11 protein-coding genes are annotated in these 12,096 nt (G+C 37.6%); 7 read left to right on the forward strand and 4 right to left on the reverse strand.

Annotated elements, in window-relative coordinates; translation table 11 throughout:
• Positions 1-48: 48 nt before the first annotated feature.
• Positions 49-651 carry an AhpA/YtjB family protein gene (locus AC27H3_RS12520; protein WP_487106668.1) on the reverse strand — a complete coding sequence of 201 codons (603 nt, stop codon included), beginning with the start codon at positions 649-651 and terminating at the stop codon, positions 49-51.
• Between the two features lie 113 nt (positions 652-764).
• Here AC27H3_RS12520 and serB point away from each other — a divergent pair, with 113 nt between their 5' ends.
• Positions 765-1,793: a phosphoserine phosphatase SerB gene (gene serB, locus AC27H3_RS12525; protein WP_487106755.1), complete on the forward strand. Its 1,029-nt coding sequence runs from the start codon at positions 765-767 to the stop codon at positions 1,791-1,793.
• Between the two features lie 181 nt (positions 1,794-1,974).
• Here the strand turns inward: serB and AC27H3_RS12530 are convergent, their stop codons facing one another.
• The 3 genes from AC27H3_RS12530 to AC27H3_RS12540 all read right to left on the reverse strand — a co-directional run bounded on the left by AC27H3_RS12530 (position 1,975) and on the right by AC27H3_RS12540 (position 7,152).
• Positions 1,975-4,032: a TonB-dependent receptor plug domain-containing protein gene (locus AC27H3_RS12530; RefSeq protein WP_487106670.1), complete on the reverse strand. Its 2,058-nt coding sequence runs from the start codon at positions 4,030-4,032 to the stop codon at positions 1,975-1,977.
• A 105-nt stretch (positions 4,033-4,137) separates the two neighbouring features.
• Complete coding sequence (locus AC27H3_RS12535; RefSeq protein WP_487106672.1) at positions 4,138-4,524, reverse strand: hypothetical protein; 387 nt, start codon at positions 4,522-4,524, stop codon at positions 4,138-4,140.
• A 183-nt stretch (positions 4,525-4,707) separates the two neighbouring features.
• Positions 4,708-7,152: a PilZ domain-containing protein gene (locus AC27H3_RS12540; protein WP_487106673.1), complete on the reverse strand. Its 2,445-nt coding sequence runs from the start codon at positions 7,150-7,152 to the stop codon at positions 4,708-4,710.
• A gap of 354 nt (positions 7,153-7,506) precedes the next feature.
• On the opposite strand from AC27H3_RS12540, the gene radA reads away from it, so the two are divergent.
• From radA to AC27H3_RS12570, 6 genes are all read left to right on the forward strand, one after another.
• Positions 7,507-8,895 (forward strand): DNA repair protein RadA, encoded by a 1,389-nt coding sequence (gene radA / locus AC27H3_RS12545; RefSeq protein WP_487106675.1) that lies wholly within the window; start codon positions 7,507-7,509, stop codon positions 8,893-8,895.
• A gap of 149 nt (positions 8,896-9,044) precedes the next feature.
• Entirely contained in the window at positions 9,045-9,758 is a 714-nt protein-coding gene (bla, locus tag AC27H3_RS12550) for a subclass B1 metallo-beta-lactamase (protein ID WP_487106677.1), read from the forward strand.
• A 91-nt stretch (positions 9,759-9,849) separates the two neighbouring features.
• Positions 9,850-10,248, forward strand: a complete 399-nt coding sequence (locus tag AC27H3_RS12555; protein WP_487106678.1) for a hypothetical protein — start codon at positions 9,850-9,852, stop codon at positions 10,246-10,248.
• A gap of 67 nt (positions 10,249-10,315) precedes the next feature.
• Entirely contained in the window at positions 10,316-11,305 is a 990-nt protein-coding gene (locus AC27H3_RS12560) for an NAD-dependent epimerase/dehydratase family protein (RefSeq protein WP_487106680.1), read from the forward strand.
• A 211-nt stretch (positions 11,306-11,516) separates the two neighbouring features.
• A complete protein-coding gene (locus AC27H3_RS12565) occupies positions 11,517-11,768 on the forward strand; it encodes a type II toxin-antitoxin system Phd/YefM family antitoxin (RefSeq protein ID WP_487106681.1) in 252 nt (83 codons plus the stop codon).
• Entirely contained in the window at positions 11,758-12,045 is a 288-nt protein-coding gene (locus tag AC27H3_RS12570; RefSeq protein WP_487106682.1) for a type II toxin-antitoxin system RelE family toxin, read from the forward strand. The genes AC27H3_RS12565 and AC27H3_RS12570 overlap by 11 nt, the downstream gene beginning before the upstream one ends.
• Positions 12,046-12,096 lie beyond the last annotated feature (51 nt).

Raw genomic sequence — 12,096 nt, forward strand, 5'->3', positions numbered from 1 at the left:
TTAGGGAGCACATAAGGGCGGGGTTAAGAGTAACTAGCTTAACGAATATTACTTCGTTGGAGGTCTGTAACCTTGTCGACTAAAACGGTTTAAACCACGAGTTAAGAGAAAACCAACAATACCTGCCACTATCATAAGTATTCTCATAATGTCGAATTGTGAACGGCTATTCTCGGCCAGATCATCAGCTAACAATGAACGATGCAGCGACAACCTAATATAACCGTATAACTGGTCACTTCTAAGCTCTTGAACAAATGGGAATATATCGTCAGTTTTATTGATTTTTCTAAGGCTAATACCGAATAAATCATTAATCGATTCAGCTTGCTCAGAACTCGCCATAGCTTGGCCTGAAGTATCATAAATATGCACACTTTTAACTAAAGGTTGCTGCATTAAAGAATCGGCATATTTTTGTAATTCATTGGGGTTTTGTGCCAAGTAAGGCATAGCACTAGTTGCCGCTTGTGCTAAATAAAGCTTACCAATTTTATTGGCATGAGCTTGAATGTGCATTTGCTGGGTGTCACGACTGCTAACCCAAAAGTCCATCACCAACACAATCAACAAAATCGCTATAGCTAATTGCAATATTTTATTATAAATCGACGATAATTTAGGGTATAAAGGCTGTTCTATTTGCTTCATCAAACGAATTTTTTCCTACATTTTTATAATGACAGTATAGAACTAAATTTAAACATTTTATACTAGGATAATCGTTTAAAAGCGTGTTTTTCAAATAAGGTATTTCCGTGACAATGCAACAAAAAATTATTCCTTTGAACGATATCCAACACTTAAACTTAGCACAATGGTTACCTGCTGACTCAGTCAGTAACGAAATGGCAATTGAGTTTGATCAAGCACAGCAAGCTTTTATCTTAAATGATGCAAATGAAATAACAGCAGACAGTAACTTATCAGAATTAATTGAATTGGTTGTTTTTAATGATATAAGCCTAGTCAACTTAGTTAATTTACTTAACGAGTGTGAAATAAGCTTAAATAGTTTACACGCAATTAATCAGCGAAATAACGCCACAAGCTATCGCTTTAGTGTAAAAGTTAATGACATAAAACAGGCGAGAAACCGTTTATCTGCTTTTAATATTGCAGCAAAAATTGAAGCAGCATTATTAATAAACGCACCAACACTTTCTACACCCGGTTTGTTAGTGATGGATATGGATTCAACCACCATTAAAATTGAGTGCATCGATGAAATAGCTGCGCTAGCGGGTGTTGGTGAAGAAGTTGCTGCGGTAACTGAACTCGCCATGCAAGGCGAATTAGATTTTAGCCAAAGTTTGCATCAACGCGTGGGAAAATTGCAAAATTCATCAGAAAATATTTTAGCGCAAGTCGCAGATAACATTCCGCTTATGGAAGGTTTAGAGACTTTAGTTACTGCATTGAAACAACACCAATGGCGTGTTGCTATTGCTTCAGGTGGCTTTACCTATTTTGCCGATCATTTAAAAAACATGCTATCACTTGATGCAGCTGTAGCTAACGTGTTGGAAATAAAAGACAACAAGCTAACCGGTAAAGTTTTAGGCGATGTAATTGACGCACAAGCTAAAGCAGATACCTTAGTGCAACTCACTAGCGACTTTAATATAGCGCCAACGCAAACTGTTGCTATGGGCGATGGCGCTAACGATTTAGTGATGATGGCAGCAGCACATTTAGGTGTCGCCTTTCATGCAAAACCATTAGTACTCGCTCAAGCAGACGCTTGTATTACTAAGTCTGGATTAGATTGTTTATTGCATTGGCTTAAGTAATAAAACTAGGGTAGCCACTTGTTGTAGCTACCCGTTAAGTTCTGGTTATGAGCTCTAGATTATAGACTAAAATGCAACAGAGTTGTGCTCCAACATTTTAGCCGAACCTCTTAACCAACAGTTCAATAGCTAAGCACTTATCTGAACTCTTAGCTAAACTCTTAGCTAAACAATTAACTTGTTAATCGCCAAATTGAAAACGAATTCCTGCGTTAACCGTAAAGCCATCGTTTCTTGACCAAATATCAGTTGTCCATCTGCCGCTAGGTGCTTGTTCAGGCAACAACAAAGGATCTTCTTTAGTTTGTCGCACATTAAGCAGGTTTTCAGCATTAACAAAGAAGCTAACTTTACCTACCGTTATTTGACCTAACAAACCTAAATGCCAATAAGCTTTGCTTCGATCGCGGTATGGGTTATTTTCAAGCTGTTGTGTACCTGTATAGTAGGCTTCAAACCCTAGCAAATGGCTGCCGTGTTCTTCCCACATAACCACAAGGCCTGCAGAGTGTTGAGGTGTTAATGCTAAAGGTACTCGATTAAAACCTTCGTCACTTTCTTTCGTCGCGTCAGTATACAAATAACTGCCGGTAAACTTAATATCACGCCAGCGATAACGTATTAATACTTCAGCGCCGCTTATTTCACTTTCACCAATAGCATTAACAATACGAACTTGTTTACCTGAAACTTGCTCTGCAGCGTCAATAACCTCTAACTCTGTAACATTATCAATTGTTGAAGAAAATAACGTCAGGCTTGTTTCTAAATCACCCATCACATAACTAATATCTAAAGAAGCTGTAGATGCTTGCTCTTCTTCAAGTTTTTCAAGTGATTCAAGGCGCGATAATCCGGTTTCATCAAGATCTTCAATAAATGGGCTAGGCGCGAAAAAGCCCTGCCCGTATGCACCTCTGAAAGTCCAGTTTTCCGGGTTATACAACACCGAAATCCGTGGGCTTACTTGCGTGCCATATTCACTATGCCAGTCAGTACGAGCACTAAACGACATTGAAACTAAATCACTTGCTTCATAATCAAGTTGCGAGAATAACCCCGGCACTTGATAAGAATAATCAAATTCAGGAAAGGTGTCAGAGGCGAACTTTTCCGATTGAAGCGCCAAGCCAACTAACCAAGCCGTTTTATCAGAATACCCCGACAAGCTGGTCTCTATTAAATAACTTTCGTGGCTATCGTCTTCTAGCACAGCACCATATTCATGCTCATGGTCTTGATTCATAGCTGAACCACGCCAATTTAAATTCAATACGTCGCCTAACGGTTGGTCATAAATAAAACCAATATCGGTTCTAAGGGTATTCTGAGTCAGCGGGAATTCATTGCCATCGCTTAACTCAACACCATCTAAAGTACCGCCATCTCTTTGCTCTTTCATTACACCTAGGGTTAGGTATAAATTTGCGCCACTGTCGTCTTGCCAATAAAATCGAGGGCGAATACTGCCTCTTTCATATCCCGCTAAATCAATCCAGCCATCGTCATCGAAATCTTGCTCTTCTTGATGATGAATTCCGGTAGTTACTGATGCACTTAAGCTTTCAGTTAATGGTGATGCAAAGTATGAGGTAATATCTTGGCCATTTTTAGAAGTCGCATTTACCAATACCTCGCCTTCATATTCATTTGAAGGCGTTCGCGAGATCAAATTTATTACCCCGCCAAGTGCTGAACCGCCATAAAGTGAAGAGGCAGAGCCTTTAATTATTTCAACATTAGCAAGGTCGGTAGGTGGAATTTGTAACAAACCAATTGAAGCCGTTTGGCCACCATACAAAGGTAAACCATCACTTAACAGTTGTGTATAACGCCCATATAAACCTTGTAATCGAATGTTAGCACTACCTAGAGCTGGCGAAGTGTTTTGTACTCTAACACCACCTGTTTCAGCGACTAACATAGAAATATTGCCTGGGCGCATCAGGGCTTTTTCTTGTATTTCTTCACCGTTAATAATTTCAGTGCGTGTTGCCGATTCGGTAACAATACGCCCTAAACGAGAAGCGCTGACTTGGATTCTTTCAATTGGCCCATCATGATGATCATGATGTTCAGCTTTATCATGCTGGTCGTGTTCTTTGTTCTGAACATTGTTATGAGCACTAGTCTGCTCAGTTTTATGCTCATGCTTATGTTCATTGTTTTTTTCATTTGCGCAGGCAAAAACAGGTATTAACAGTAGTGCTGCGGGTGTAATTAATGACTTTTCAAACATGTTAACCTCAGGGAATACTTAGCAGTTAATCAGCATAATACTGTGAATTAACTTGCTGTTTTTTTAAGTTGTATATAGCTTTTATATAGCTAGTTGGATAAGTATTTACGAGGTAAAAATGGGGGGGCGATAAAGTAAACTCGTCATGTTTTTGGGCTGGTTTGCCAGTGGTAACCAAACCGCTTTATTTAACGAATAATTTTTAGCCGCATAACCTTCAGTTTCAACATACATGAATGATGAACACGCATTAGCAATGCAGTTACAATCGAGATCACAACAGTCAATTCCACAGCAATCTTCTGAGCTTTTCGAGTCTGATGCCGCTGAGCTTTTATGTTGCGCTTGTGCACTCACATTTGTATGAGCACTAACAGGAGTCGCGTTTTCTGACGTTTCACACGACATAGCGCTATTAAAAGCGATTGCTTGACCAACAAAGGCAATAAGCATAAACGCTGTAAATAAAACTCGTGAAATTGATTTGATCATAAAAACTCTGCTTACTATCGAGGTTACATTATAAGTTTATATTTTCTATAAGTGAATAAACTCTTATAAGCTTTTGAAAATAAATGCCAATTTAAATGAAAGTCATTACTGCATTATATGTACTTTAAGGTAAAAGGTCGTAATATAAACTTACCCTCGCATTAATTACAACACCCTTAATTGTTATCGCATTAACCTATAACGAAAAACCACTTCTTGAGTTATATCGAAAATTTGCGCTATGCCAGCAACACTCCATATTTCTTGCTCTATCTGCTTACCACGGTGAATGGCATAACCACTAATATAATTAAGCTCAGGGTGAAGGTGACTCATATCAGGCTCCGCTGCGCGCGAAAGTTTTACCATCACGCAAAAAAATTGTCCGCTTTTCAATGCTTGATGAATAAACGTTTGTTTTAACGCTTCGGTATTAAGTTCAGTCGAGAGTTTTATTTTTACGGCTTTTTCTACCTGTTCAATACTTGGGTCTATCGCAATATAAAGTATTTCATTACTGGCAGTTTCGCTTTGTTGCATTTTTTTGAGTTTAGCGGTCAAACTCGTCATAAACCCGGCATGACCCAATATAGGGTATAAATTATAATGAGATTTACGTTCGCTCAATTGCGCCATTTCAGCCATGAATTTACTACTAGAGTCTCCACTAGCAATAACTTCTGTTTTATAACGACTACCACTTGTTTGTATTACCAAGGCCGGAATAGTAGAGCTTGCACTGTAAATATTTCTTAATGCTTTAGCTAAGCCTGGGCTGGCCATTACATACTCGTCTGAGGTTAATTTATCACGGTTCTTATCAATTAGAGCTTTAAAAAACTTACGGCCAATATGCTGATGTTTTTCAACAAAAACACGTAAATTAACAATAGTTTTAGCTCGATTAATCCGCATGACTTCATAAGGCAAAGCGCTTAAATCAAAGCTTGAGGTTATTTTTTGCAACTTAGGAAGTGCTAAATAAACAATGTCACCAACAATTAAACTTGTACTTTGCTCTAATTCAACTTTTAAACCAGAAGTAGAAAAGTTGATTGAAACGCCCTTTGAAGTAACACCATTTATGTTTACATTTGCAGGGGTTTTATAGGTAAAACGCAACTCTTGTCGTTTATTTCTATAATTAATACCCACTTCATCAACACTAAAAGGTTTGCTTAAACGTTTATGGCCAAACCTTTTTAGTTTTACCGTATTAACGCCTTCATAAGAGAGCGACTGATAAGCAATGGTACTGTCGGCATGCGTTACATCTTTTACAACAACCATATAAGGTGTTTGGTTTATTAAGGCGCTAATGTCTTCAGGTATGGGAGCATTTAAATATTCGTCTTGTTTAGTGGTGCTATTGGCTAAAGTAAAATGCGACTCTGCACGTTCAGGCGCTATATCAACTAAATTTAACTGGGTAACTAAAAAGTTTTCTTTATTTGCCGCAAAGCCTAAAAATTGCAACATAAACTCAGGGTCTTCACTTAGTTGTAACTCATCAGCGGTATAAAAATAAAACTTACCTTGGCTACGATGAATAAAGCTAAAAACCAATAAAGATTTTTTTCTCGCGGCTAATTTTTTTAGTCTCACGATGCGCTCAGGAGAAAGTAAGCAGTAAAGTGTTGAGTAGCGTTTTTCGTCTTGCCAATACTGATATAAATTTTGATTGTTATTACAAGTAAGTGCATATTTTGGCGATAATACATTTACATTCTTTTCTATAAAAACAGGTAGTTCATTTGACTTGGGTAGAACGAACTGTTCAAAACTACGCGTTTGCAAAGCCCGAATGGTATTGTCTAAATTAATTTTATAACGACGCTTATTCGTTCGAATAAAACTCATTAAATATTTTGTAAAGTTTTCTGACTCTGTTCTATCTTCGATAATTCTTTGTACGCCAACGAGCTGCATATTATCTAAAACAGTTACATTTTTAACTTCGTAGAGAAATTCGCTGTCTTCGGTAAGTTGATGTTGTTCTTCTAAGCCGATAAAACGCAGCGTAATTTTTTGCCCTATTTCGATGGCGCTAGAGTCGTTAATTCTGAACTTACAGCCATGCACACTAATATCCGAGCTTGAGCATTTAAATTCGTTTGTAGTATCTAGCATGACCTTAATCGAAATAACAAAATTCATGCGTTCTTCATTACGATCATGATACGCGCCAAAGCGATGGAATTTGGCTGGAAATTGCGACTTTTCAAATATCTTATTATCGGCGGGTTGGCTTTTTGCCGTATTCGTTTTTTCTTTTTGATAAATAACTCGAAAGTTATTCTCTGTATTCATAACTTCTTCGTAGACACCTAAAGTATAAGCACCGTAGCGAGAAAATGCGGAGGTAAATACCGAAATAGCCAAACTGTCTAGGTAGTGAATTCTGCCTTCATGCTCAAAGGCTTTGCACTCTCCATCAACATAGCCTCTTAAATCAATCAAACGACTACAAGGTGTAGCTAAACGCTTTATTTCCATTTTTAAAAGAAAGCGTTCAGTTTTAGGAATATCTTTTGTGACAGCATTAAACCTAGCTTCAAAGTCATTATTTAAGACTTGGCTACTAAGTTCAGTAATAATTTTTTGGTATTTTGAAAAATCTTTATTCATTTACACTTCAATATCTTTACAATAAAGAAAACTACTCATCAAATATTGCGCTAGTATATGCGGCTTGTAGTAAATATTCACTACCCGCTGTGCACAATATTGAAAAGTAACTCGTTTATATTTAACTGTTTTAAAGCAATAACCATACCTTTTAAATTATTATAGAAGCCGAGAAACAATAAATATAAACTTAACACCTAAAACCATAACAAAAACACTTTAAGTTATTAATTACAAAGTAAAAAATAAATTTCACACTCAATATAAAAGGTCGTTATTGATTAATAAATGGTATTGTCATCATTTTGACTACCTTAAATCAGAAAGAAAATAATTTAAGAAATAGGCAGCCAAATGGCAAAGTTAGCAAAAATAGAATTCGTTTGTACCGATTGCGGCATGAACTACCCGCGTTGGCAAGGTCAGTGTCGATGTGGTGCTTGGAATACCTTGGCAGAAATGAAAATCTCGCCAAATCAAAGTAAAAGTGCCACCAAAAGTCGTACGGTATCTGCTGGTTATGCAGGCGGCACGGGTGGCGGTTCGAAGAAAATAAATGATGTTGAAACCACAGAGGCTGAAAAGCAATTAACCGGCATAGGCGAGCTTGACCGCGTATTATGTGGCGGCGTTACCACCGGCTCAGTCAATATTATATCAGGCGATCCGGGTGCAGGTAAAACCACCTTACTTTCGGATTTAGTCGCTCGCATGTCACAATTAATGCCGTCGCTTTACTGTACCGCAGAAGAGTCGCTGTCGCAGTTTAAAAACAGAGTGCAGCGCTTAAAGCTTGATTATAATCCTGACGAATTATATTTATTATCTGAAACCAGTGTTGAAGCGATTATTGAAGAGCTAGAACAAAAGAAAATCAAGTTCGCAGTAATTGACTCCATTCAAGCGGTAGTTACCGACAATGCCAATGGTAGCCCAGGCTCACCTTCACAAGTAAAAGGCGCAGCGCAAGCATTAACGCAATACTGTAAACAAAATAACGTTACTATGTTTTTAATTGCTCACGTGAATAAAAACAACGAAATTGCTGGCCCTCAAACTTTAGTACACATTGTTGATGCCCTGCTACATATTGACACCAACGATGGCCAAATACGTACCTTACGCGCTAATAAAAACCGCTTTGGTGATATTGATACCGTTGGTATTTTCAAGATGTGTGAACGCGGCATGCTTAGCGTTGATAACCCGAGTGAAATATTTTTATCCGGCTCAAGCACTGAATCTCCGGGCTCTGCCATTACCTGTATTCGCAAAGGTAACCGTAACTTGTTGCTCGAAATTCAATGTTTAACCACTGAAACCGAGGCTGAGTTTCCACAACGTGTTTGTGTTGGCTTGAACATGAATCGCATAAAAATGTTAACCGGTATTTTGCGTAAACACACCAAAACAAAAATTTATCACGATACCTTTTTCAACATTATTGGCGGCTTAAAAATAGATGAGTCAGAAACCTGTATTGATCTTGCCCTCGTTACCGCCCTACTCAGCAGCTTAAATGAATTTGTTATTCCAAGAACCACCTGCATTATGGGTGAACTTAGTTTAAATGGAGATGTGCGCCCAATAGACAGCGGCGTACCACGAGTAAAAGAAGCCGCCCAACATGGCTTTCAAGAGATATTTATTCCATTTCGAAACTATCATAAATCAATGGAAGGTTTAGGGGCTAAAATCACCCCAGTTAAAACTATTCATGAATTAATTGAGTTGATTAAATAGAAGATGAGCACATTGAGTGCTTGGATTACTGAAAATAAGAGTTGTGTATTCAGCGCCAATCAACTGACTTTAGCAGTTTACAAAAGTGGAGACGAACCAATCCCTGCAGTTATAGTACGTAAAGTTGTTATGTTTAGGAGCATCAAAATATGCAATTAATCATCACCCTTCTGCTCTTAGTATCAGCGTATTCTTATGCAAATACAGAGCAGCTAAAAATCAATAAATTAGCTGATAACGTATATCAACATGTTTCTTATAAAGTAATAGAACCTTGGGGAAAGGTTGCGGCATCTGGTTTAGTTGTTGTCGATGGAAATAATGCTCACATAATTGATACCCCTTGGGGAGAAAAACCAACTAAAGAGTTAATCGATTGGATACACACAAAAGGTTTCAGTATTAAAAGCAGTGTAGTTACACACTTTCACGATGATGCAAGCGGCGGCATGCCATTACTGAATATGGCTAATATAAAAACATACGCTACAGCTAAAACTAACGCATTACTTGATTTAGAAAATAAAGCACAATCTAGTCATGAAATTCCAAGTAATTCATTTGAGTTAGTTAAAAATACTATCGAAATATTTTACCCTGGCAATGGCCATACAGAAGATAATATTGTGGTATGGCTTGCACAGCATAAAATTTTATTTGGCGGCTGTTTCGTCAAAAGTCTTCATAGTAAAAACTTAGGGAATACGGCGGACGCTTCAATAGAAGTATGGCCAGCCTCAATACAAAATGTTTTAAATAAATACCCTGATATTGAAACCGTTGTTCCAGGACACGGTAAAATAGGCAATGTTAATTTACTTAAACACACTGCTAAGTTGGCTTTAGAAGCAAAAAATTTATAAATTACTCACTCAAGTTAATTAACCGTGGCTTTGTTGAATACACTTCAACGAGCCTGACTCTATAAGCATATATAGGATTTAAGAGATATTAATGGCTCATTTAAAGTTTTATTTACTAGGGCTGTTTACCTTTGCTTTAAGTTTTTGGGAGCTTTTTGTTGCAATAGTAAATGGTCAATTTAACATGCTGCATACTCTATTCTTAAGCTTTGGCTTAATCGGGGCTACTTTGTGCATTTTAGGTAAACTGCCTCATGTGGCTAAATGGTCACTGACTATATTTTACTTTCTGCAACTAGTGTTTATATACTCAGAATCTTTTAGTATGAAATTTATTGCTGGCTTTGCATTGCCAGTGCACTACTTTTTACGAAACCATAGCGGCTTAGAACAAACCATTAGCCACCCAACGGGTTTAGGCTTAAACTTGTTTGCTTTGGTAATGTTATTGGTTTTGCGGAAAATTTATCAAGATAAAACAGCCACATAAAGCATTCGGGTAATATAAATTACAATAACCCATTAATAGAGTGTTCAATATTATAAAAGGAAGTTAAATGAGAATAGCCGTATTAGGGGCAACAGGGATGATTGGGCATCATACCGCTATAGCCATTGTAGCAAGAGGCCATGAGCTGACCATTGTTCACCGTGAGTCTTCAGATATGAGTAAAGTCCAACACTTACCTTATACCTCTGCGATAGCAGATTTATCTGATGAACAAGCCTTAAGAGAAGCCTTTGCAAATGTTGACGCGGTAATTAACTGCGCAGCGCCTTATCCTACAACTCCTATTCCTTGGCAGGAAGAAGTTAACAATTCACTTACCAAAATGGAAAGCTTTTACAAAGCTTGCGAGCAAAAGCACCTTCAAAAAATAGTGTATTTGGGCGCTGCTATTGCTTTAAAAAAACACCCCGAAGGTTTACCAGCCAATGAAACGCTAGAATACTCAGCAGCACCTGCTAATAAAAACCCTTACATTCAAGCTAAATGGGCCATGGATGTGCAAGCAATGAACAAAGCAAAAGCAGGATTACCGGTCGTTATTGGCATTCCTTCAATGACCTTTGGCGAATACGACTATGGCCCTTCTACGGGGCAATTACTGGTTGGCGTAGCGAATCAATCGTTACCGGGTTATGTAAAAGGCGACCGTAATGTAATTTATGCTGGCGACGCAGGCCTAGGGCTTACCCTTGCTTGTGAAAAAGGCGTACCGGGCGCAAGATATTTATTTACTGGCAATAATATCGCTATGGATGATTTAGTGTCGTTAATGGCTAAAGTCAGTAAAGCCCCTGTTCTAAAAAGCACACCTTTGTTTGTTGCAAAAATTATAGCGAAAATTCAGCACTTTAAATACAAACGTGGTAATGCAGACCTACCTAAAATTAGTGATACGGCGATAGCAGTGATGTCTTCAGGGCAATTTTTAGATGGCACTAAAGCACAAAAAGAACTTGGGTTTAAGGCCACACACTCAATAAAAGAAGCCATTCAAAAAGCTCATGATTGGTTTGTTGAAGTTGGGTATATTAAATAAGAAAGCGCTAAGTTACATATTTGCAGTTAGATCTCATTTCGGCTAAATAAAGCTTTGTTACTTTATCTTTAAGTGATGATGACTGAATCAGTAGGTCAGGGTTAGTAATATCTAGCCCATTAGCTTTGAGCGTATTGGTAAATCCCTATAGCTATTAATTATATTTAGTACTAAAATAAGGTCTTATTTAAACACTTAATTGGTGACTGTAATGAGACAAGTTTTAGCCGATTGTTCTGCCAGTATTTCAGAACTAAAAAAAAACCCTACCGCTTTACTGAATGAGGCTGAAGGCTCAGCAATAGCGATACTCAACCATAATAAACCTGCAGCTTATTTGGTTCCTGCTGAAACCTATGAATTGATGATGGATCTGTTGGATGACTATGAATTAGCCCGAATAGTCGAAGATCGCCGAGGTGACTTATCAACGGCAATTGAAGTTAGTATTGATGACTTATAAATTAAAGTTTTTACCTGCGGCTAAAAAAGAGTGGGATAAATTAGCTAAACCACTACAAAAACAGTTTAAAAAGAAGTTAGCGGAAAGGCTTGTTAATCCCCATGTTCAATCAGCAAAACTTAAAGGTTACGACTCAGTTTATAAAATAAAACTACGTACGGTAGGTTATCGACTGGCATACGAAGTACTAGATGACGAGATTGTTATTTATGTTTTAGCTGTAGGTAAACGAGATAAAAATTCTATCTACAAAAAATTAGCATCTAGAGCTGTGTAATAATAGTAATCGATACATTAGTTAGAGTGGGTATCCTCGTTAATTCTTAAT

It is taken from the genome of Colwellia sp. NW0002-52-1, assembly GCF_057550865.1.

Excerpts from the sequence above, each read along its gene's own strand:
- AC27H3_RS12560 (WP_487106680.1), top strand. The coding sequence starts at position 10,316 with ATGAGAATAGCCGTATTAGGGGCAACAGGGATGATTGGGCATCATACC.
- AC27H3_RS12570 (WP_487106682.1), top strand. The coding sequence starts at position 11,758 with ATGACTTATAAATTAAAGTTTTTACCTGCGGCTAAAAAAGAGTGGGAT.
- AC27H3_RS12535 (WP_487106672.1), bottom strand. The coding sequence starts at position 4,524 with ATGATCAAATCAATTTCACGAGTTTTATTTACAGCGTTTATGCTTATT.
- AC27H3_RS12555 (WP_487106678.1), top strand. The coding sequence starts at position 9,850 with ATGGCTCATTTAAAGTTTTATTTACTAGGGCTGTTTACCTTTGCTTTA.
- AC27H3_RS12520 (WP_487106668.1), bottom strand. The coding sequence starts at position 651 with ATGAAGCAAATAGAACAGCCTTTATACCCTAAATTATCGTCGATTTAT.
- serB (WP_487106755.1), top strand. The coding sequence starts at position 765 with ATGCAACAAAAAATTATTCCTTTGAACGATATCCAACACTTAAACTTA.
- AC27H3_RS12530 (WP_487106670.1), bottom strand. The coding sequence starts at position 4,032 with ATGTTTGAAAAGTCATTAATTACACCCGCAGCACTACTGTTAATACCT.
- bla (WP_487106677.1), top strand. The coding sequence starts at position 9,045 with ATGCAATTAATCATCACCCTTCTGCTCTTAGTATCAGCGTATTCTTAT.
- AC27H3_RS12565 (WP_487106681.1), top strand. The coding sequence starts at position 11,517 with ATGAGACAAGTTTTAGCCGATTGTTCTGCCAGTATTTCAGAACTAAAA.
- AC27H3_RS12540 (WP_487106673.1), bottom strand. The coding sequence starts at position 7,152 with ATGAATAAAGATTTTTCAAAATACCAAAAAATTATTACTGAACTTAGT.
- radA (WP_487106675.1), top strand. The coding sequence starts at position 7,507 with ATGGCAAAGTTAGCAAAAATAGAATTCGTTTGTACCGATTGCGGCATG.